This is a genomic window from Streptomyces sp. NPDC005374, assembly GCF_042872225.1.
In the GTDB taxonomy this organism is placed as follows: Bacteria; Actinomycetota; Actinomycetes; order Streptomycetales; family Streptomycetaceae; genus Streptomyces.
Genome location: NZ_JBIAKA010000005.1, coordinates 526,518 through 546,927, shown reverse-complemented (window position 1 = coordinate 546,927; position 20,410 = coordinate 526,518). Strand labels below are relative to the sequence as shown.

17 protein-coding genes, 1 tRNA gene and 1 riboswitch are annotated in these 20,410 nt (G+C 71.6%); of the genes, 8 read left to right on the top strand and 10 right to left on the bottom strand.

What is annotated here, in order from left to right; all coding sequences use genetic code 11:
* Positions 1-119: 119 nt before the first annotated feature.
* Positions 120-2,204: an asparagine synthase-related protein gene (locus ACFYRX_RS16320; protein WP_389099986.1), complete on the bottom strand. Its 2,085-nt coding sequence runs from the start codon at positions 2,202-2,204 to the stop codon at positions 120-122.
* Positions 2,205-2,887: 683 nt separating this feature from the next.
* Here ACFYRX_RS16320 and ACFYRX_RS16315 point away from each other — a divergent pair.
* The 4 genes from ACFYRX_RS16315 (at position 2,888) to ACFYRX_RS16300 (ending at position 8,128) form a co-directional block, all read left to right on the top strand.
* Positions 2,888-4,312 carry an MFS transporter gene (locus ACFYRX_RS16315; protein ID WP_389099984.1) on the top strand — a complete coding sequence of 475 codons (1,425 nt, stop codon included), beginning with the start codon at positions 2,888-2,890 and terminating at the stop codon, positions 4,310-4,312.
* Positions 4,313-4,385: 73 nt separating this feature from the next.
* Complete coding sequence (gene lhgO, locus ACFYRX_RS16310) at positions 4,386-5,606, top strand: L-2-hydroxyglutarate oxidase (RefSeq protein WP_389099981.1); 1,221 nt, start codon at positions 4,386-4,388, stop codon at positions 5,604-5,606.
* Positions 5,607-5,830: 224 nt separating this feature from the next.
* Positions 5,831-6,685 carry a tRNA (guanosine(46)-N7)-methyltransferase TrmB gene (trmB, locus tag ACFYRX_RS16305; RefSeq protein ID WP_389099979.1) on the top strand — a complete coding sequence of 285 codons (855 nt, stop codon included), beginning with the start codon at positions 5,831-5,833 and terminating at the stop codon, positions 6,683-6,685.
* 51 nt (positions 6,686-6,736) lie between these two features.
* Entirely contained in the window at positions 6,737-8,128 is a 1,392-nt protein-coding gene (locus ACFYRX_RS16300) for a PrsW family intramembrane metalloprotease (protein ID WP_389099977.1), read from the top strand.
* A gap of 4 nt (positions 8,129-8,132) precedes the next feature.
* Here the strand turns inward: ACFYRX_RS16300 and ACFYRX_RS16295 are convergent, their stop codons facing one another.
* From ACFYRX_RS16295 to ACFYRX_RS16280, 4 genes are all read right to left on the bottom strand, one after another.
* Entirely contained in the window at positions 8,133-9,080 is a 948-nt protein-coding gene (locus ACFYRX_RS16295) for an aldo/keto reductase (RefSeq protein ID WP_389099976.1), read from the bottom strand.
* A gap of 64 nt (positions 9,081-9,144) precedes the next feature.
* Complete coding sequence (locus ACFYRX_RS16290) at positions 9,145-10,176, bottom strand: M23 family metallopeptidase (protein WP_389099974.1); 1,032 nt, start codon at positions 10,174-10,176, stop codon at positions 9,145-9,147.
* Between the two features lie 11 nt (positions 10,177-10,187).
* A riboswitch (cyclic di-AMP (ydaO/yuaA leader) is annotated at positions 10,188-10,345 on the bottom strand.
* A 304-nt stretch (positions 10,346-10,649) separates the two neighbouring features.
* Positions 10,650-10,723, bottom strand: a tRNA-Met gene (locus ACFYRX_RS16285).
* A gap of 54 nt (positions 10,724-10,777) precedes the next feature.
* Complete coding sequence (locus ACFYRX_RS16280; RefSeq protein ID WP_389099972.1) at positions 10,778-12,001, bottom strand: alginate lyase family protein; 1,224 nt, start codon at positions 11,999-12,001, stop codon at positions 10,778-10,780.
* 107 nt (positions 12,002-12,108) lie between these two features.
* On the opposite strand from ACFYRX_RS16280, the gene ACFYRX_RS16275 reads away from it, so the two are divergent.
* The 3 genes from ACFYRX_RS16275 to ACFYRX_RS16265 all read left to right on the top strand — a co-directional run bounded on the left by ACFYRX_RS16275 (position 12,109) and on the right by ACFYRX_RS16265 (position 14,558).
* Entirely contained in the window at positions 12,109-12,360 is a 252-nt protein-coding gene (locus ACFYRX_RS16275) for a hypothetical protein (protein WP_389099970.1), read from the top strand.
* 408 nt (positions 12,361-12,768) lie between these two features.
* Positions 12,769-13,920: a sensor histidine kinase gene (locus ACFYRX_RS16270; protein ID WP_389099968.1), complete on the top strand. Its 1,152-nt coding sequence runs from the start codon at positions 12,769-12,771 to the stop codon at positions 13,918-13,920.
* Positions 13,908-14,558, top strand: a complete 651-nt coding sequence (locus ACFYRX_RS16265) for a response regulator (protein ID WP_389099966.1) — start codon at positions 13,908-13,910, stop codon at positions 14,556-14,558. Before ACFYRX_RS16270 ends, ACFYRX_RS16265 begins: the two co-directional genes overlap by 13 nt.
* A 10-nt stretch (positions 14,559-14,568) precedes the next feature.
* On the opposite strand, the gene ACFYRX_RS16260 is transcribed toward ACFYRX_RS16265, so the two are convergent.
* From ACFYRX_RS16260 to ACFYRX_RS16240, 5 genes are all read right to left on the bottom strand, one after another.
* On the bottom strand, positions 14,569-14,793 hold the full coding sequence (locus tag ACFYRX_RS16260; protein WP_389099965.1) for a hypothetical protein: 225 nt from the start codon (positions 14,791-14,793) through the stop codon (positions 14,569-14,571).
* A 149-nt stretch (positions 14,794-14,942) separates the two neighbouring features.
* The gene (locus tag ACFYRX_RS16255; RefSeq protein ID WP_389099963.1) at positions 14,943-15,461 is read right to left on the bottom strand and encodes a hypothetical protein; all 519 of its coding nucleotides are present in this window, start codon (positions 15,459-15,461) and stop codon (positions 14,943-14,945) included.
* Between the two features lie 82 nt (positions 15,462-15,543).
* On the bottom strand, positions 15,544-17,760 hold the full coding sequence (locus ACFYRX_RS16250; protein WP_389099961.1) for an MMPL family transporter: 2,217 nt from the start codon (positions 17,758-17,760) through the stop codon (positions 15,544-15,546).
* A 135-nt stretch (positions 17,761-17,895) separates the two neighbouring features.
* Positions 17,896-18,531, bottom strand: coding sequence for a GTP cyclohydrolase II (gene ribA, locus ACFYRX_RS16245; protein WP_389099959.1), 636 nt, complete (start codon positions 18,529-18,531; stop codon positions 17,896-17,898).
* 130 nt (positions 18,532-18,661) lie between these two features.
* Positions 18,662-19,171 carry a MarR family winged helix-turn-helix transcriptional regulator gene (locus tag ACFYRX_RS16240; protein ID WP_389099957.1) on the bottom strand — a complete coding sequence of 170 codons (510 nt, stop codon included), beginning with the start codon at positions 19,169-19,171 and terminating at the stop codon, positions 18,662-18,664.
* Positions 19,172-19,281: 110 nt separating this feature from the next.
* Between ACFYRX_RS16240 and ACFYRX_RS16235 the strand changes: the two genes are divergently transcribed.
* Positions 19,282-20,409, top strand: a complete 1,128-nt coding sequence (locus ACFYRX_RS16235; protein ID WP_389099955.1) for a dihydrofolate reductase family protein — start codon at positions 19,282-19,284, stop codon at positions 20,407-20,409.
* The last annotated feature ends 1 nt before the right edge of the window (position 20,410 follow it).

Genomic DNA, 20,410 nt, shown 5'->3' with positions numbered 1-20,410 from the left:
CCCCCCCCCCCCCCCCCCCCCCCCCCCCCCCCCCCCCCCCCCCCCCCGCCCCCGACCCACCCACCCACCTCAGGGGCGCGGGGAACTGCGCAAAACGCCCGCCCCCACCGGACCCGCAGTCACCCGGAGGCCCCCGCCCCCAACGCCCCCCGCTGCGGCCGAATCCCCGCCGGCACCGCACGCGCGCGTGCCGGGGTTCCCGTCCAGCAGGTGCCGCGGCGGGCGAGCAGGCGGCCCAGCCAGAGCTCCAGGGAGACCAGGTCCGCCAGGCCGTCCAACGGCAGCGGCTCCCCCTCCGCAGCCCCGCGGAGGGCCTTGCGGACCACGCGCGCCTCGACCAGCCCCGCCTGCGCGAGCAACGGCGTCCCGAACAGGGACATCAGGGAGTCCGCCGCCACCCGCAACCCCGTCCGGGTCGCCGCGGCCGAGGAGGCATGGGAGGGGGCACCCCAGCCGGGCGGCAGGTCGGAGACGCCGGCGCCCTCCAGGACCGTACGGAGGATCTCGGCCCGGGCTCCCGGCCGGACCCGCAGCGCCTCGGGCAGGGCACGGCAGGCACGCACCACCTGGTTGTCCAGGAACGGCGCGTGCAGCCGCTGGGAGCGGATCTCCGCGGCCTGCTCCAGGACCCGGAGATCGGACGCGTGACGCGCGAGCGCCGCACGCGCGCGGAAGTCACCGGGATGCTGCCCCGGACCGACTCCGGAACGGTGCGTGGCACCCTGGAGGCGAACCGATACTTCAGCGAGCGCCTCCCCTGTCAGCCAGCGCGCCGCAGGCCCCGGCCGGGCCCAGGTGAGCGCGGCGAGGGACGCCCCCACCGCCCCTCCGGGCTCGTCGAAACGCTGGTTCATGAGCCGGTCGGCCAGCATCTCCAGACCGACCCGGTACGGCGTGCGGGCCAGCCTCCGCGCGGCGCCGTACACGCGCGCGGGGACGAACACGGAGCCGTCCGCCTTGGCCAGCGCGGCCACCGGCCGGACCAGATGGCGTCGTTTGCGGTCCATCAGCAGGTCGGCGAGCCGTGCCGGATGCGCGTCCAGCACCTGCCGGGCCCCGTACCCCGTGAAGTGGTCGGCGCTGCCCGCGGCCAGCCGGGCCCGGTGCCGCGCGGCCGTCACCAGACTCGCGCCGGGCTCGTCCGTCAGCGGCCCGTCCAACTCGGCGTACGGAAGCGTTTCCTCGCCGCCCGTCACCACCACGTGATGCAGCCGGGGATTCGCCGCGAGCGTCCCCGCCCGCTCCAGCTCGGCCTCCCGCCCGCCGACGGCGAGGTCGTTGAAGGTGACCGCGAGCAGCCGCTCACCGGCCCCGGTGCCGTGTCCCAGGACCGTGCCCGGCATCCCGGGCAGTCCGGCGGCCAGCAGGGCGAGCGTCCCCGACGCCGGTCCGCCGGACAGGTCGGCCCCGATCCCCGGCACCGGCATCCCGCGCGCGGCACGCCGTTCGGCGGGCCCCATGCCGGGCACCGGACCGGGGTCGATGTCGGGCACGTGCCGGGGCGCGGACAACCGGGCACGCACCGCCTCGATGAGGGCGTCCCGCACGCCGTCGACCGCGCTGTCCGGATCGGCGGTGGGCGCGGCGACCGCGAGGGAGGCGACCGGGTCGTACCCGGCGATCTCGCGCGCGCCGTTGCGCAGGATCAGCGCGTGACCCGGCGGAATGCGCCGGACGCCCTCGTAGGGCGTGGAGTCGTGGAGCGCGGCCGGTACGTCGGGGGCGGCGAGCAGCGCGGCGAGGTGCCCGAAGTCGAGGTTGGCCTCGATGAGGTCGGCGAGCGGCAGGGCCGCGGTCGCATAGGCCGTACCGCCCGCCCAGGGTGTGTGGAACACCGGGCGCGCGCCCGCCAGATCGCCGCCCACGGTGATCCGGCGGCCCACCTGGACCACCGCCGTGTACGCCCCCGGCCAGGCCGTCAGATGCCGAAGTGCCCCTCCGCGCGCGGCGAGCAGTCCGATCCTCAGCTGTTCGTCGGAGGCCCCGCAGGTGCCGAAGACGGCGATGCGGGTCTGCGCGTCGACCTTCACCACGCGCACCTCGTCGGGCCGCCAGTCGCCGACCGCCCACAAGGGATCCGGGTCGCCCCACAGGAGTTGGGAACCCACCGGGTGCACGGTCTCGCCGTCGCTTCCGGTGGCTCCCGCGGACCCGATCCCGGAAACACCTGCGGCGGTGCTGCTCCACCCCACCAACCACCGCATCGACGCCTCCACAGGCTGTGGACAACCAGTGCACCGCTCGAACCGGTCACCATGCTGCCATGAAGGAGGCCTGCCGGAGGGCTGGTGGAGTCGCTTGAGATGTGGGGAACGCGCCCCTGTGAACAACCGCGTACGCCTGCGGGCACCCGCTCCGGGCAAGGGGCGTGCGACGCGAATGCGCCCCCGATACGCTCCCCAAAAACGCCCAACGCGCCCTCAACTGCCATGGTGAGAGGGCTGATCGCTTGCGGAGACCGGGGTCGATTTTCGGCCAAATCGGCGGCATCGGCGCAGGCTCACGCACGCTCCGTACACGTTCCGCGCGCCGCACGACAGGCGCGCAGCCCGGGAGACGCCACTTCGCCCCCCGGGCCGTTCCGCCGCCCGCGGGGATGTAGGCGGCGGTGTCCCCCAGCCCACTGGATCCAGTACAGCGGGCCGACCCACGCATCATCCATGGAAGCGCTCCCGCCATGGCCGGAGAAGAGCGCACGGACGGGCGCACGGCCACACAACAGGAGCACGACGCAACTGCGCGTATCGGACCCGCACTTCAGTACGGACCACAATCCCGCCATCCGGAACAATGCCCCTTAACGCTTGGGATGCGGCGAACTACGCTGGGTTTACGAATGCCGGGTGGTTATGCCAGCGCGGCAGCCGTCTGTGTCGAGGGGTGGCGCATGTCCAGGGAGCAACGCGGGCCGAACGAAAAACTCGGCACCGTTCTCGCCCTCGCGGGAATCAGCAACGCAGGACTCGCGCGTCGCGTCAACGATCTTGGCGCTCAACGCGGGTTGACTCTTCGCTACGACAAGACGTCGGTGGCGCGCTGGGTGTCGAAGGGCATGGTGCCGCAGGGCGCCGCGCCGCACCTCATCGCGGCCGCCATCGGCCAGAAGCTCGGCCGCCCGGTGCCGCTCCACGAGATCGGCCTGGCGGACGCGGATCCCGCGCCTGAGGTGGGCCTCGCCTTCCCCAGGGACGTCGGACAGGCGGTCAGGTCGGCGACGGAGCTCTACCGTCTCGACCTCGCCGGGCGCAAGGCCGGCACGGGCGGCATCTGGCAGTCCCTGGCCGGTTCGTTCGCAGTGAGCGCATACGCAACGCCCGCCTCACGCTGGCTGATAACCCCGGCCGACAGCTCGGTCGCGCGTGAGGTGAACCACTCCGAGGGCTCGGGCGCACCGCTCAAAGTCGGCCACAGCGATGTGCTGAAGCTGCGGGAGGCCGCCGAGGACGCCAGACGCTGGGACTCCAAGTACGGAGGCGGCGACTGGCGTTCGTCCATGGTGCCGGAGTGCTTACGAGTGGAGGCGGCACCGCTGCTGCTCGGCTCGTACTCCGACGAGGTGGGCCGGGCCCTGTTCGGGGCCAGCTCGGAGCTCACCCGGCTGGCCGGATGGATGGCCTTCGACACCGGGCAGCAGGAGGCGGCGCAGCGGTACTACATCCAGGCGCTGCGGCTCGCGCGCGCGGCGGCGGACGTCCCGCTCGGCGGGTACGTGCTGGCGTCCATGTCGTTGCAGGCGACCTACAGGGGCTTCGGCGACGAGGGCGTCGATCTCGCGCAGGCCGCGCTGGAGCGGAACCGGGGGCTGGCGACGGCCCGCACCATGAGTTTCTTCCGGCTCGTCGAGGCACGGGCACACGCGCGTGCGGGAGACGCCGTGGCGGCCGGGGCGGCGCTGAAGGCGGCCGAGGGCTGGCTCGAACGTTCCCGGGAGGGGGACAACGACCCGTCGTGGCTCGGGTTCTACTCCTACGACCGGTTCGCGGCGGACGCGGCCGAGTGCTACCGCGATCTGAAGGCGCCGCGCCAGGTGCGACGGTTCACGGAACAGGCGCTGTCGAAGCCGACGGAGGAGTTCGTACGGTCGCACGGGCTGCGGCTGGTCGTCTCGGCGGTGGCCGAGCTGGAGTCGGGGAACCTCGACGCCGCCTGTGAGCAGGGGGTGCGGGCGGTGGAGGTCGCGGGGCGGATCTCCTCGGCCCGTACCACCGAGTACGTGAAGGATCTGCTGCACCGGCTGGAGCCGTACGGGGACGAGCCCCGGGTGGTGGAGCTCCGGGAGCGGGCCCGGCCCCTTCTGATGGCTCCGGCGTAAGCCCTGGACAGCGGCACCGCCCCCCGCGTTTGAAGCGACTGTCAGTGGTGCAGTGCACTATCGGGGGTGGGAGGTGGTGCAGGTGTCATCGGAGATCGCTTACGACTGCGACGTGCTCGTCGTCGGTGGGGGCATTGTCGGGCTGTCGACTGCGTATGCGATCACTCGTGCGGCGCCCGGGACCCGGGTGACCGTGCTGGAGAAGGAGACCGGGCCCGCCCGGCACCAGACCGGGCGGAACAGCGGGGTGATCCACAGCGGGATCTACTACCGGCCCGGATCGCTCAAGGCGCGGTTCGCCGTGCGCGGGGCCGCGGAGATGGTCAAGTTCTGCGCGGAGTACGGCATCGCTCACTCCGTCACCGGCAAGCTGATCGTGGCGACCGAGCGGAGCGAGCTGCCGCGACTGCACGGACTGGTCCAGCGCGGCCGGGAGAACGGCATTCCGGTGCGGGAACTGGGGGCCGCCCAGATCGCGGAGTACGAGCCCGAGGTGGAGGGGCTCGCCGCCATACACGTCGGCACGACCGGGATCTGCGACTTCGTCGGGGTCGCGCGCCAGCTGGCCGAGTCGTCGGGGGCGGAGATCCGGTACGGGGCCGAGGTGCGGCGCGTCGACCGGCGGCCGGAGCTCGGGGTCGCCGTCCTGACAGGTACCGGGGATGTCGTCAGGGCGCGGGTGCTGGTGAACTGTGCCGGCCTGCACTGCGACGAGGTGGCCCGGCTGACCGGGGACGACCCGGAGATGCGGATCGTGCCGTTCCGGGGGGAGTACTACACGCTGGCGCGGCCCGAGCTGGTGCGGGGACTGGTGTATCCGGTGCCGGACCCGGCGTTTCCGTTCCTCGGGGTGCACCTCACGCGCGGGATCGACGGAGGGGTGCACGTCGGACCCAACGCCGTGCCCGCGCTGGCCCGCGAGGGGTACGGATGGGGCGTCGTACGGCCCCGGGAGCTCGGCGGGACGCTGGCCTGGCCGGGGTCGTGGCAGATCGCCCGGCGGCACTGGCGGTACGGGGCGGGGGAGCTGCGTCGGTCGGTGTCCCGGCGGGCGTTCACCTCGGCCGTGCGGAGGCTGCTGCCCGCGGTGACGGCGGATGATCTGGTGCCTTCGGCGGCGGGGGTGCGGGCGCAGGCGGTGCTTCGGGACGGGACGCTGGTGGACGACTTCCTGATCCGGGAGGGGGTTCGGGCGGTGCATGTGCTGAACGCGCCCTCGCCTGCGGCGACCGCTTCGCTGCCGATCGGGCGGGAGGTTGCTCGGCGGGCGTTGGAGGCGTTGCGGGGCGTGTGAGGGTTCGCGGGGGCGTGTGAGGTTGGGGTGGCTGCTGGTGCGGGCGGTTCTTTTCGCCCCCGCCGCCCCTACCCGTCCCGTCCTCAGGGGGCTCCGCCCCCCTGGACCCCCGCTCCTCAAACGCCGGAGGGGCTGGATTCACCGGACGCCGGAAGGGCTGGATTCATCGGACGCCGGAAGGGCTGGAACCCTCAATCACCCGATGGCCGTAAAATCGACCCACTGTGTCTGACTCCCTCAATGCTCCCGAAGCTTCCCCGCCCCCTCACGCCCCCGGTGTCTCCGTTCGGCACACCCGGGCCAAGGGAGAGCCGCGGTTTCCCGACGGGCCCAGTGCCGATCCCGCGGGGTCGCACTTCGAGCGGCGGATCCGGAGTTTCCAGCCCCGGCGGAGCCGGGTGACGTCGGGGCAGGCGGACGCGTTGCAGCGGATGTGGCCCACATGGGGGCTCGACATCGACGGGCAGGACACGATCGACCTCGGCGAGATGTTCGGCAACGATCACCCTGTCGTGCTGGAGATCGGGTTCGGGATGGGCGAGGCCACCGCCCAGATGGCCGCCGCGGAGCCGGGAACCAACATCCTCGCCGTCGACGTGCACACCCCCGGGCAGGGAAATCTGCTCAACCTCGCCGAACAGCAGAAGCTCTCCAACGTCCGTGTCGGCAACGGCGACGCCATCATCCTGCTGCGCGAGATGCTCACCGAGGACTCGCTGGCCGGACTGCGCGTCTACTTCCCGGACCCCTGGCCCAAGAAGCGGCACCACAAGCGGCGGCTGATCCAGCCGGAGTTCCTGGACCTGGTCGCGGCCCGCCTCAAGCCCTCTGCGCTGGTGCACTGCGCGACCGACTGGGAGCCGTACGCCGAACAGATGCTTGAAGTGCTCACCGCGCATCCCGACTTCGAGAACACCCAGGCCGACGGCGGTTTCGCGTCGCGTCCCGACTTCCGGCCGCTGACCCGTTTCGAGGGGCAGGGACTGGAAAAGGGACATGTCGTGAACGACCTGCTGTTCCACCGCGTACAGCACGGCGACCGAACCGACCGACCCGCTCAACCCCCCACCGGCGCCTGAGCGTCCTCGCCCTGCTGCGGGCGGCGCCTCTGTCTCGTTAAGGTCGATGCTGTGGCCACCTGTCCCCCGTATCCGACACGCCCCGGTGATCCCACCGGCGGCGATCCGCTGCGGCATGCCCACTGGTGGCAGCGGAAGTCGGTGCGCTACGGCGCCCTGATCTCCCTCCTGGCGCTGTCCGGGCTCGTCATCCTCGCCCTGGTCCGCCAACAGACCGGCACCGAGGGGTTCCTGGTCGGGCTGGGCCTGGCCGTCCTGCCCGTCCCGCTGCTCATGGCCGCCTTCCGCTGGCTCGACCGGGTCGCGCCGGGCCCCTGGCGCAATCTGCTGTTCTGCTTCGCCTGGGGCGCCTGCGCGGCCGCGCTGATAGCGATCATCGCCAACAGCTTCGCCACGAAGTGGATAGCCACGGCGACCGCCGACCCGACCAGCGCGGACACCCTCGGCGCGACCGTGATAGCGCCCATCGTCGAGGAGTCGGCCAAGGCCGCCGCCATCCTGCTCGTCTTCCTGTTCCGCAGACGCGACTTCACCGGGATCGTCGACGGGGTGGTGATCGCAGGGGTCACCGCGACCGGGTTCGCGTTCACCGAGAACATCCTCTACCTCGGTACCGCCTTCGGGACCGACCAGCTCAACGGCGGCCGGGGCATCGCCTCCGTCACCGCCGCGACCTTCTTCGTGCGCGTCGTGATGTCGCCGTTCGCGCACCCCCTGTTCACCGTCCTCACCGGCATCGGCTTCGGCGTCTCCGCGCTCTCGGCGGAGCGGCAGCACATCCGGCGGGTGCTCGTCCCGCTGACCGGGCTGCTGCTCGCGATGGGCATGCACGCGACCTGGAACGGCTCGTCGACGTTCGGCGAGTACGGGTTCTTCGCGGTGTACGCGATGTTCATGGTGCCGGCGTTCGGACTGCTGACCTGGCTGGTCATCTGGACACGGCAGCGGGAGCTGAAGACCGTACGGGAGGAGCTGCCCGCGTACGCCGTCGCCGGCTGGCTGGCCCCGACCGAGCCGTATGTGCTCGGCTCGATGCGGGCGCGGCGGGTGGCGCGCGACTACGCGCGGCGTCAGTTCGGCGGGCGGCCCGCAGCGCGGGCGGTCGCGCAGTACGAGGCCTACGCCACGTCACTGGCGTTCCTGCGGCACCGGGGCCGGCTCGGGAAGGCGAACGCCGACTTCGTCGTACGGGAGCGGGAGTTGCTGCAGGAGCTGTGGCGGCGCCGGGACGTGGCGCGGCCCGCGCTGGACCACGCGGCACGCATCACGGCACCGCCGGTCCCGGTAGTCGCGCCGCCCTGGCCGGTGTACGGGGTGTACGGGTATCCGGCGCAGCCGGCCCAGACCGTCCAGCCGTTCCAGACCGTCCAGCCGTTCCAGGCCGCCCCGCCGGTCCACTACCCGACGACGCCGTATCCCGCGTACAACCCGTACCGGACGTAGTAGGTCAGGCCGACGCCTGTGTCAGGCGCGTCAGTTCCGCCTCGGTCAGCACCAGGTCGGTCACCCCGACCAGCGCCGGCAGCTGCTCCACCGTGCGGGCGGACGCGATCGGCGCCGCGACCGTCGGCTGGGCCGCGAGCCAGGCGAGGGCGACCGTGGCGACCGGGGCTCCGTGGGCCTCGGCGACCTCGTCGAGCGCCGCGAGGACCTTCCGGCCGCGCTCGGTGTCGAGGTGCTTGCCCGCGCCGGCCTTGGCACGCGCGCCCTCGACCGTGGCGCCGGGACGGTACTTGCCGGTGAGGAAACCGGAGGCGAGGGCGAAGTACGGGACGGCGGAGAGGCCCTCCCGGTCGGCGACGGCCTGGAGTTCGCCCTCGTAGGTGTCGCGCGAGACCAGGTTGTAGTGGGGCTGGAGGGCGACGTACCGGGCCAGGCCCTCGCGGTCGGAGAAGGCGAGGGATTCCGAGAGCCGCTCGGCGGAGATGTTGGAGGCGCCGATGGCGCGCACCTTGCCGGCCTTCACCAGTTCGTCCAGCGCGCCGATGATCTCCTCGACGGGGATCTCCGGCTTGTCGAAGTGGGTGTAGTACAGGTCGATGTGGTCGGTGCCCAGGCGTCGCAGCGAAGCCTCCGCCGCCGCCTTGATGTTCGCGGCGGACAGGCCCGGGAAGTCGGGGTGCTGGCTGACCTTGGTGGCGATGAGGACGTCGTCGCGGTTGCCGCGGGCCGCGATCCACCTGCCGATGACGGTCTCGGACTCACCGCCGGAGTTGCCTTCGATCCACGCCGAGTAGGAGTCCGCGGTGTCGACGAAGTTGCCGCCCGCGGCGGTGTACGCGTCGAGGACGGCGAAGGACGCGGCCTCGTCGGCGGTCCAGCCGAAGACGTTGCCGCCCAGGGAGAGCGGGAAGACCTCGAGGTCGGAGGAGCCGAGCTTGCGAAGAGAAGTCATGTTTCACGTCAACGCAGGCACCGGACCCTGTTCTTCCGCTACGGCCGCAAAATCGCCGTAAACCTCAGGGGTTGAGCCCCTTGCTGCGCAGCCACGCCATCGGGTCGATCCCGGTGGCCGCACCGCCGGGGTGGACCTCGAGGTGCAGGTGCGCGCCGGTCACGTTGCCGGTGGCGCCCACGCGGCCGATGACGTCACCGGTGGCGACCTTCTGGCCGACGCTGACGCTGATCGAGGACTGGTGGCAGAACCACAGCTCGGTGCCGTCGTCGAGGGTGAGGATCGTGCGGTAGCCGTAGGAGCCGGCCCAGCCGGCCTCCGTGACGGTGCCGCTGTGGATCGCCTTGATCAGCGTGCCCGTGGGCGCGGCGAAGTCGAGGCCCGTGTGGTAGCCGGAGGACCACAGGGAACCGGCCTGCCCGAAGGTCCCGGTGATGGTGTACGACGAGGTCGGCAGCGTGAACTGCTTGGCGAGCTCGGCCAGACGCGCGGTCTCGGCCTTCTTCGCGGCCTCCTCCTCCGCCTTCTTCTTCGCGGCGGTGGCCTTCTCCTGGGCCTCCTTCTCCGCCTTGGCGGCGAGCGCGTCGGACTCCTTCTGCGCGGCGTCCGCGACGGCCTTGGCGGCCTTGGAGTCGATCTGGTCCTGCTGCGTCTCCGCCTGGGCCAGGATGCGCGAGCGCAGTGCCTCACCGGCGTCCGAGGCAGAGGAGCTCTTCGCGGTCTCCGTGGAGGGGGCGCCGACACTGCTGAAGGCGCTCGTGTCGTCCGCGGAGGAGCCGGAGTCGTCCGAGATGAGCGAGCCCACGGAGGGCAGGTCGGGGATGGAGATGGAGACCGGCGGCTTGCCGGTGTTGGCGCTGGCCATCCCGCCGGCGCTGACGGCGGCTATGACACCGACGCCCAGAACCGTGGAGCTGCGGGCGAATCCCCCGCCGCGCTGCTTGGACACGCGATGCCGGCCGCGTACCGGAGCCAGGGACTCCGCGGTCGGGTTCCACTCGCCGAGCGGGGCCTCGTCGTCGGCACGGTAGCCGTCGTACACGAGGGTGTCGCTCGGGACGTAAGGCGCCTCGGGGGCAGGCGGGTTGGACGCCACGTGGGCGTGCTCCTTTCCTTCCTTCTCGCCTACCGGGTTAGCTGACGGGTTCGGAGCAGGAAGGTCTCCTACGCGCGTATACCGACCGTGTTGCCACGGCGAAATACGAGCGATTCACCCCAAGTTGGTGGTTCCCCGGTTCCCTTGCGGAATTCGGCGCATGAGCACGGAGCCATCTCTTGTGACGGCTGGGACGACCGCGCTGCGTTATCGAACGTTAATAGACGTAGGGGCTCGATTCCAAGCTGTTCCGCTTGATCATTAACGAAATCCCGCAGGACCAACGGCCCATGACCGGCGAAAAACGGGCGAGTTGACCTCGCCTCGGACAACACACAGGTATTGACGGTATGTCAGGTGTTGTGCGGAGGGCGCTCGCCTGCTCACACCACGTGACGCAGTCCGTCGCAAGGCCTGACGGGAAAACACTCAGGGCCGGATTCCATGAACTGGAATCCGACCCTGAGTTTCAGTAGCGGGGACAGGATTTGAACCTGCGACCTCTGGGTTATGAGCCCAGCGAGCTACCGAGCTGCTCCACCCCGCGCCGTTGTGTTCACTACTGTACGCCATCCGCGGGGTGCTTCGCGCCAGCGGTGTCTCAGGGGCCGGGGTTCCCCGCGTGGGTGAGGGTCTCCCAGGAGACGAAGAGGCCGTCGGTGCCGGCGGGCCGGGTCTTCACCGCGAGCTTGTGCGCGGCCGGGACGGAGACGTCCAGCCGGTTCTCCAGGTGGTTGAGGGCGACCTCCAGGTCCGGGCCCATGTTCCGGTCCACCTTCCCGCCGCACAGCCAGGCGGGCGCGGTCTCGCCCGACTGGTAGCGGGCGTGGAGAGCGAGCGCGGCCTTCAGCCGGTCCTTGACCTCGCCGTACAGGTCGACGCCCTGGTGCCAGGCGGTCTCGGCGACGTGCGCGGTGGCGGCGAGGGAGTACCCGACGTGCTTGAAGTTGCGGCAGGTCTCCTGGGAGACGCCGTCCTTGAAGACCGTCTGCTTGAACCAGTAAGTGGTCAGCTTCTGCGGGGTGTTGACGGTGGAGCCCGGCGGGGTGAGCGGGACCTTGCCGTCCTTCTCCAGATAGAAGTACGCCGGCACGCGCTCGCGGAACCGCTGCAGGGCGTGGTCGAAGGCCTTGTGGTCGTTGAGGAAGACGGCGATGCCGATGGCGGCGTCGGTCATCACGAGATCCCAGTTGCCGTTGTAGTCCGGGACCTTCTGGGTGACGGTCGGCAGGTAGGCGGTCCGCAGCATGTGCTCGAAGCGCCGGACGCGGTCGGCGGGCCACCCCGCCCCGTCGCCGTACCGGACGATCTCGGCGGCCCGGGCCCAGGTGGAGCCGGCCCACCCGGTCTGCAGCCCGGAGTCCTCCTCGGTGTGCCGCCGCATCCTCGCCGACCAGGCGTCCATGATCTCCCTGGCCTTCACGGCGTGCTGCTGCTTGCCGGTGACGCTGAACAGCAGGGCCTGCGTGTAGGCGGCGATGGCGTCCTCGCGCTCCTCCACACACCCCTGCGCCGGGCGGACGGGATGGTCGCCACCGGGGCAGTCCACGCTCGCGTACGCCTCGGGCCGGTACTTGTACGACCCGTACTTGCTGTCCCGCATGGCCAGATACGCCGACAGCCACGGCTGCTTCCCCGCCGTGACCCGCTCCCGTACGGCGTCCAGCTGCGCCTCGCCGACGAGCACACCGGGGTGGGTGAAGCCCACGTCCGGGGGCAGGGCGCGGGCCATCGTGCGGGTACCGGTGTCGGCGGTGCCGCAGGAGGCGACGAGAACGGTGAGCAGGAGCGCGAGCAGCAGGGCGGGGGCGCGTCGTGGGGCCATGGGGCCAGGGTCGGACGGCGGGGGGTGCGACGCAGGTCCGGTTGGGCCGAACGGCCGGGTGGACCGGGCGTACCGTGGCGCCCCTCACGGGAAACGAGGAGGGGTCCATGACGGCAGCCGAGGAACGCCCGACGAAGATCGGCGAGCGGGACATCCCGCTCACCGGCGGCCGGACGCTGCGGGTGACGGAGTTCGCCAACGGCAGCCTCCGGCTGGCCGTGCACGCCGGGTCCCCCTATGTGGTGACGGTCCTGGAGCAGATCGACGACGGGGTCATGCTGAAGCTCTCCCCGGGGCGCGAGGGCTCGAACGCCCACCGGAACTGGGTCCGCGACCACGGTGGGGACGGCCCGTCTTAGTACCGTCGCCCCCATGTGCCGTCTCCTCGGCGTGGTCACCCGCTCCTCAACTGCCTGCTGCTGACCGGGGAGGCACTGTACGCGTACGCCGACGAGGACCCGGGGTCCGAGGTCAGCCGGCGGCGCGGACCCGACTTCTTCCGGCTGCGCCACCGGGCCGACGGCGAGCGGGTGGTCGTGGCGTCGAGCGGGGTGCCGCAGCCGGACGGGGCGTGGCACGTACTGCCGTACCGGCGGGTGCTGGAGATCCGGCGCGGCGACCGGCTGGAGCCGATGCGTGCCGCCGCACCGGCGGGACGACCTGGGACGCCGTGTGCACATGTGACCGGCAGACGGGGGGCTGGGCCGGGCAGATGGTGTAGCGGGCTACACCGTGCGCCCGGGGGTGGATCATCTAGCGTGAATCGCATGTGGAAGACAGTCCAGCGGGCGGCGATGGCGACCGTGCACCTCGTCGTGGCCGCGGCGATGTGCTTCGGCATCTACATCTTCATCACCGTGCTGCTGATCGCCGCCATCGGCACGGTCGCGGTCGTCGGCTGCTGGCTGCTGCCCGAGGCGGTGCTGCTGATCCGCCGGATCGCCGGCGCCAAGCGCAACCTGACCGCGCTGTGGACGGGCAAGGACATCCCCGAGGCGTACACGCCGATCACCGGCACCCTGCGCGAGCGGCTCCGGATCTCCGTGAAGGACCCCAGCACGCTCACCGACGTCCGCTGGATGCTCTGCTACTACCTCTACGGCGCCCTCCTCGCCCTCGCCCTCCCGCTGTGGCCCGTCGGCCTCGTGGTCGACGGCGTGTGGGCCGGGGCGCTGCGGCGCAGCCCGGTCGTCCTCCCGCTGATCGTGCGGCTCGCGGACACCGAGGCCCGCTGGTCGACCCTGCTGCTCATGCCCTCCCCGAAGGCCAGGCTGGCCCGGCGGGTCGAGGAGCTGAAGGAGACCCGGGCCGACGCCATCGCCGCCCACGAGGCCGAACTGCGCCGCATCGAGCGGGATCTGCACGACGGCGCCCAGGCCAATCTGGTGGCACTGTCGATGCGGATCGGACTCGCCAAGCGGGCCTACGACCGCGACCCCGACGCCGCCCGCAAACTGCTGGACGACGCCCAGGACCAGGCCGAGCAGGCGCTGACGGAGCTGCGGCAGGTGGTGCGCGGCATCCATCCGCCGATCCTCACGGACCGGGGTCTCGTCGGCGCGGTGCGGGCCCTGGCGTCGAGCAGCGGGCTCGCGGTGCGTGTGGAGGACGGCGGCCTGGAGGCGGGCACCCGGGCGCCCGCGGCGGTGGAGGCGGCTGCCTATTTCGTGGTCGCCGAGTCGCTGACCAACGTCGCCAAGTACAGCGGTGCGAACCGGGCCGACGTTCACCTCACCCGCACCCGGCGCGGTCTTACCGTGCGGGTCCGGGACGAGGGCCGGGGCGGTGCCGACGAGTCGCAGGGCTCGGGTCTGCTCGGGATGCGGCGCAGGGTCGCCGCCCTCGACGGGACACTGGAAGTCAACAGCCCGGTCGGAGGCCCGACCGTGATCGATGTGGAGCTGCCGTGCGTGTGGTGATCGCCGAGGACAACGCCCTTCTGAGAGAGGGGCTCGTCCTGTTGTTGACGTCTTCGGGACACGAGGTCGTGGCCGTCGTGGGCACCGGTCCCGAGATCATGCCCGCCCTGCTGGAGCACCGGCCGGACGTGGCCGTGCTCGACGTGCGGATGCCTCCCGGATTCCGCGACGAGGGACTGCGGGCCGCCCTGGAGGCCCGCGAGAAGATCCCCGGACTGCCGGTCCTGGTCCTCTCGCAGTACGTCGAGGAGTCGTACGCCGCCGAGCTGCTCGGCGGGGGTACCAGCGGCATCGGCTATCTGCTCAAGGACCGGGTCGGCCGGGTCGACGAGTTCCTCGACGCGCTCGAGCGGGTCAGGGCCGGCGGTACCGCTCTCGACCCGGAGGTCGTCACCGAGCTCCTCACCCGTCGCCGCGACACCCCCCTGGACTCGCTCACCCCGCGCGAGCGCGAGGTGCTGAAGCTGATGGCCGAGGGCCACGACAACACGACCATCGCCTCGACCCTCGTGGTCACCGAGCGCGCGGTCAGCAAGCACATCGGCAACGTCCTCCTCAAGCTGGACCTGCCGCCGAGCGACAGCGGCCACCGGCGGGTGCTGGCGGTACTGACGTATCTCGCGCACACCCCCAAGTGAGGCCGCGCGCTCACAGCGCCGACCGCGTCCTGCGCAGTACGGCCTCGGCCATCCCGCGCTCGCCCCGCTCGTTGGGGTGCACGGCGGCCGCGGGGCTCTTCGGTACCAGCGGCTCTATCCACCGTGTGCCCTGCGCCGAGCAGGCGTCGCGGCCCTCGGAGGGCGTGTACGTGTCGACGTACCCCGCCCCGGCGGCTCCGGCGCGCTTGCGCAGCTCCGCGTTGAGCCACTGCAATGCGTACGAGGTCCGAGTTAGCTCGATCGGGTGAGGGTTGCCGTTCGGGCTTGTGGCGCCCTGGGCCGTTTGGGTTAGCGTGGCTGTGCGACCTGGGACACCGGGTACGGCGTTCAGCGTGCGGTGCCCCTGCTCCACCAGAGGATGGTTCAGGGCCTCTCCGCCGCCTCTGGCCGTACCCATCCGGCCAGGTCGCGCAGGGAACTGGCCTCCCGGGCCCGGACCACGCACACGATGCGTGTCGCCACCCGGGGTCGAGTACGCCGGGGACCAGCTCGCCCAAGACCGTTCGGGGCGCGCGGCTGAACGGACCCACTCCCGCTCAGTCCACAGGAACGGTTGGTGCCGTCCTCGGTGGACTGTTTCCCGGTCAGGTCGGCGATGGTCGCGCCGGAGCAGCTGACGTCCTTGAAGTCGGCGCCCTTGATGTCGAGTCCGGCGGCGACGAGGGAGGGGTAGTTGCGGTCGGAGCGGTCGCAGCCGGCCGGGTCGCCGTTCTGGTCCGGGATCTTCGGCCCCGCGGTGTAGGAGTCCCCGAGGGCGACGTAGGGGCCCTTTCCCGGGGGTGCCGGGGAGTCGCCGTCGTAGTGGGTGACACCGACGGCGGTGGCGAGGGTGGCACCGGCGAGGAGGAGGCCGGTGAGCAGGATGCGGGGGTGGGAGGGCATGAGGGAGTCCTGTCTGCCGTACGTGAGGGAAAGGGGAGGTGGCCGCCTCCGGGGGGAGTGAGGCGGCCACCGGTTCAGGGGGTCAGCGGCTGAGCGCGGGCTCTTCGAGCACGTCGGCCGGGACTGCCGCGGTGTGGCGAGCGGTGAGCTTCTCGCCCTCGACATCGACGTTCGGCAGCACCCGGTCCAGCCACCGCGGCAGGTACCAGGCCTTGTGACCGAGCAGCGCCAGCACGGCCGGCACCACAGCCATCCGCACCACGAACGCGTCGAACAGCACCGCGACCGCGAGCCCGAAGCCGATCATCTTGATCATCGACTCGCCGGCGCCGATGAACCCGGAGAACACCGCCATCATGATCAGCGCGGCGGCCACCACGACCCGGGCGCTGTGCCGGAACCCGGAGACGATCGCCTGCTTCGGCTCGTCCCCGTGGACGTAGGCCTCCCGCATCCGCGAGACCAGGAACACCTCGTAGTCCATGGCAAGGCCGAAGACGATGCCCACCAGGAAGATCGGCATCATGCTCATGATCGGACCGGTGGTCTCCACCCCCAACAGCTGGGCGCCATGGCCCTGTTGGAACACCGCGACCACCGCACCGAGCGCGGCCAGCACCGAGAGCAGGAAGCCGAAGGCCGCCTTCAGGGGCACCAGCAGCGAGCGGAACACGAGCAGCAGAAGCACGATCGCGAGGCCGACGACCACCGCGAGATACGGGATCAGCGAGTCCTGCACCTTCTGCGCCACGTCGATGTCCAGCGCGGTCTTGCCGGTCACCTCGAAACTCGCGTCCGCCTTGGCCTCGATGCCGGGCCGCTCGTCACGGATGGTCTGGACGAGGTCCTTGGTCCGCTCGTCGGTGGGCGCGGTGGAGGGCGTCACGGCGAGCACCGCGGTGTCCCCGGCCTGGTTGAAGCGGGCGGGTGAGACGGAGACGACACCGTGGGTCGCGGCGATGTCCTTCGCGACCGTCGCCACGGCGGTCTCGGCGTCCGGGGCCCCCTTCGCGTCCACGACCACGGTCAGCGGCCCGTTGAAGCCGGGCCCGAACCCGGCGGCGAGGGCGTCGTACGCCCGCCGTTCCGTCGTGGACGTCGCCTTGGCCTCGTCGCCCGGCATCCCGAGCTGGAGGTCGAGGGCCGGGGTGGCCATGGCGCCGAGGCCGACCACGCCGAGGAGGAGGACGGGCAGGGGATGCCGTACGACGATCCGCGCCCAGCGGGAGCCGCCGTTCTCCGTCCTGCGCTGCTTGCGGCGGTGGCGTTCGGAGTCGCGGCGGGCGCCCCGGGCCAGGACGGCGTTCGGCCAGAAGCCGAGGAGCGCCGGGACCAGGGTCAGGCAGATGAGGACGGAGACGCCGACCGCGGCGGCCGCGGCCAGGCCCATCTTGGTGAGCATCGGGACGCCGACCACCCACAGTCCGGCGAGCGCGATGACGACGGTGAGGCCGGCGAAGACGACCGCGGACCCGGCGGTCCCCACGGCGAGACCGGCGGCCTCTCTCGGCTCGCGCCCCTTGGCGCGCTCCTCGCGGTAGCGGGAGACGACGAACAGGGCGTAGTCGATACCGCAGGCCAGGCCGAGCATGGTGGCGAGGGTGCCGGTGTTCTCGGAGAGGCCGAAGGCCTTCGACAGCGCGAGGATGCCGGTCATGCTGATGCCGACGCCGATGACAGCGGTGAGCAGCGGCAGCCCGGCGGCGGCCATCGAGCCGAAGGTGATGAGCAGGACGACGGCGGCGATCGCGATGCCGATCACCTCGGCGGCGCCGCCCGCGGAGGGCTGAGTGGCGAGGGCGTCCCCGCCGACCTCGACGCGCAGACCCGCGTCCCGGGCCACGTCGATCGCCGACTCCAGGTGCTTCTTGCTGGCGTCGGTGAGGCCGTCGGCCTTGACCTTGAAGGAGACGGTCGCGTAGGCCGTCGTGCCGTCCTCGCTGACGGCCTTCGCCTGGAAGGGGTCGACGGCGGAGGCGACCTGCGAGCCGTCGGAGGCGGACCCGACGAGCTTCTCGATCGCCGCCTTGTTCCCGGCGGCGGTGACCTTCTCGCCGTTCGGCGCGATGAACACGATCCGTGCGCTCGCCCCGTCGGCCGCGGCGCCCGGGAAGCGCTGCTCCAGCAGGTCGAACGCCTTCTGGGACTCGATGCCGGGCATCGTGAAGCCCTCGTCGGCGGGGGTGGACGCCTTGGTCGAGGCAAAGCCGACGGCTCCCAGGACCCCGATCCACAGCACGGCGACGAACCATCGCCAACGGAAGGACACACGGCCCAGGTGGTAAAGGACAGTTGCCATGGCTCGGGAGGCCTCCACGATCAGCGGTCGGAATCGACGTGATCCACGATTCCGTCGGCCGGCCGGCCCCACGAGGGAGCACCCTCCCGAACCGGGGTGTAGCGGGCTACACCCCCGTCATCCCCGTCATCCCCGTCAGCCGACGCTGAGCTCGCTCAACTCGCCCAGCGGCAGCGTGTGGTGGGTCTGCAGGACCTTCGCGCGCAGGTACCGGACGTTGTGGGCGGTGGTGAAGACACCGGTGGGCACCCGGTCGTGGACGTCGATGCCGAGGTCCCTCAACTGGCCCGCCTTGTCGGGGTTGTTGGACAGCAGGTCGAGCTCGCCGATCCCCAGGGCCTGGAGCATCTGGGCGGCCGCCGTGTAGTCCCGGGCGTCCTCGGGCAGGCCCAGCGCGGTGTTCGCGGCGTAGGTGTCGAGGCCCTGGTCCTGGAGGGCGTACGCGTCGAGCTTGTTGTAGAGGCCGATGCCGCGGCCCTCCTGACGGAGGTAGAGCAGGACGCCGCCGCGCTCGGCTATGCGCTCGACCGCCTCGCGCAGCTGGGGTCCGCAGTCGCAGCGGGCGGAGCCGAAGACGTCACCGGTGAGGCACTCGGAGTGCAGGCGTACGAGGGGGACGGGCCCCGGGTCGCCGAGGACGACGGCGAGGTGTTCCTGACCGTCGGCCAGGCCGTGGAAGGTGACCAGATCGGCGTCGACGTGGTAGCCGTCCCCGAAGCGCAGCGGGACGCGGACGCGGGAGCGCTCAGTGGCGGCGGGGGTCTCGGTCATGCGGATACTCCGGTCCATAGGCTCCGTGGAGGTATCTGTTTCAGATTTTCTGCTTCAGATTTGAAGCAGCTCCACGGGTCGAGACCCTACCCCATGTTTTAAATTTGAAGCAATAGGATTATGGCGCTCGTCACGAACAGGACGGGGACGACCGTCGGCGCCACGGGACCTCTCCGGAGCCGCCCTCGTCCCCCTGGAGCCCCTCGGTGACGCTGGTGAAGATCTCCTCCAGCTGCCCCACCTGCTCCGGGGTGAGCCGGTCGAAGAGCGAGGCGCGGACCGTCTCCACATGCCCCGGCGCCGCCCGCTCCAGCACCGCCATGCCCTCGTCCGTCAGCACCGCGACACTGCCGCGCTTGTCCCACTCACAGCTCTCGCGCAGCACCAGCCCGTCCTTCTCCAGCCGGGCGACGGCGTACGTCAGCCGGGGCCGGGTGATCTTCAGCCCCTCGGCGAGATCCGTCATCCGCAGCCGCCGCTCCGGCACCTCGGAGAGGTTGGCCAGAATGGAGTAGTACATGTGCGGCATGCCGGCCTCCTGCTGGAGCTGCCGGTCGATCGTGTCCTCAAGGAGGAGCGAGGCGGCGATGTACGCGCGCCAGGCGCGCTGCTCGTCGGGGGTGAGCCAGCGGGTCGTCATGCCCCCAGTGTAGGTTTGTTTCAAACTTGAACCAAGACCCGCTGTTCCCGAAGCTCCAGCCCCTGCCGTTCTCGCAGCTCCCGCACCCGTCTTCGAGAGGGACCGCACCGATGCCCCACCCGTACGTCCTCCTCTCCGCCGCCGTCTCCCTCGACGGATATCTCGACGACACCGGCCCCGACCGCCTCCTCCTCTCCAGCCCGGCCGACTTCGACCGTGTCGACGAGGTCCGCGCCTCCGTGGACGCGATCCTGATCGGCGCGGGCACCATCCGCGCCGACAACCCCCGCCTGCTGGTGAACTCCGAGGAACGCCGGGCGGCCCGGGTGGCGGCCGGGAAACCGCCGTACCCCCTGAAGATCACGGTCAGCGGCTCGGGCGACCTCGACCCCGCCGCGAACTTCTGGCACACGGGCGGCGAGAAGCTCGTCTACACGACGGAGAAGGGCTCGGAACGTGCCCGGGCGGCGGGCCTGGCGGCCGACGTGGTCGCGCTGGGCCCCACGCTGGACTGGCGCCGCCTGTTGACCCATCTGCACCAGGTGCGCGGAGTGGACCGCCTGATGGTCGAGGGCGGCGGCCGCATCCACACCCAGCTGCTCCAGCAGGGCCTGGCCGACGAAGTGCAGCTGGTCCTGGCCCCCTTGTTCGTCGGCGATCCGCACGCCCCCCGACTCTTCGGCCCGGGCGCCTACCAGCCGGGCCGGCTGCGCCTGGTGGAGACCCGCCGTATCGAGGACGTGGTGCTGATGCGCTACGAGCCCACGGCCCCCGGCACGGGCCTGTGGTCGTCCGCCGCGGACCACCACTGGCTCTCCCTGGCCTGCGACCTGGCGGACCGGTGCCCGCCTTCGCGGACGGCGTTCAGCGTGGGCGCGGTCGTGGTGGCCGCCGACGGCACGGAACTGGCGCGCGGCCACTCCAGGGAGGGCGGCGACCCCGTCGTGCACGCCGAGGAGGCGGCCCTGGCGAAGATCGCCAGGGCCGACCCCCGCCTCGCCACCGCCACGGTCTACACCAGCCTGGAACCCTGCACCCACCGCGCCTCCCGCCCCGCCCCCTGCGCCCGGCTGATCCTGGACGCAGGGGTGAGCCGGGTGGTGACGGCGTGGCGGGAGCCGGACACGTTCGTCGAGGGCGCGGACGGGACGGGGCTGCTCACCGGCGAGGGCGTGGACGTGGTCGTGCTGGGCGAGTACGAGGAGCGGGCGAAGGCACCGAACCTGCATCTGCGGTGAC

Bases quoted from the DNA above. Each gene is read 5' to 3' on its own strand.
- ACFYRX_RS16320 (WP_389099986.1), bottom strand. From the start codon at position 2,204: ATGCGGTGGTTGGTGGGGTGGAGCAGCACCGCCGCAGGTGTTTCCGGG.
- ACFYRX_RS16315 (WP_389099984.1), top strand. From the start codon at position 2,888: ATGTCCAGGGAGCAACGCGGGCCGAACGAAAAACTCGGCACCGTTCTC.
- ACFYRX_RS16295 (WP_389099976.1), bottom strand. From the start codon at position 9,080: ATGACTTCTCTTCGCAAGCTCGGCTCCTCCGACCTCGAGGTCTTCCCG.
- ACFYRX_RS16280 (WP_389099972.1), bottom strand. From the start codon at position 12,001: ATGGCCCCACGACGCGCCCCCGCCCTGCTGCTCGCGCTCCTGCTCACC.
- ACFYRX_RS16275 (WP_389099970.1), top strand. From the start codon at position 12,109: ATGACGGCAGCCGAGGAACGCCCGACGAAGATCGGCGAGCGGGACATC.
- ACFYRX_RS16270 (WP_389099968.1), top strand. From the start codon at position 12,769: ATGTGGAAGACAGTCCAGCGGGCGGCGATGGCGACCGTGCACCTCGTC.
- ACFYRX_RS16255 (WP_389099963.1), bottom strand. From the start codon at position 15,461: ATGCCCTCCCACCCCCGCATCCTGCTCACCGGCCTCCTCCTCGCCGGT.
- ACFYRX_RS16250 (WP_389099961.1), bottom strand. From the start codon at position 17,760: ATGGCAACTGTCCTTTACCACCTGGGCCGTGTGTCCTTCCGTTGGCGA.
- ribA (WP_389099959.1), bottom strand. From the start codon at position 18,531: ATGACCGAGACCCCCGCCGCCACTGAGCGCTCCCGCGTCCGCGTCCCG.
- ACFYRX_RS16240 (WP_389099957.1), bottom strand. From the start codon at position 19,171: ATGACGACCCGCTGGCTCACCCCCGACGAGCAGCGCGCCTGGCGCGCG.
- ACFYRX_RS16235 (WP_389099955.1), top strand. From the start codon at position 19,282: ATGCCCCACCCGTACGTCCTCCTCTCCGCCGCCGTCTCCCTCGACGGA.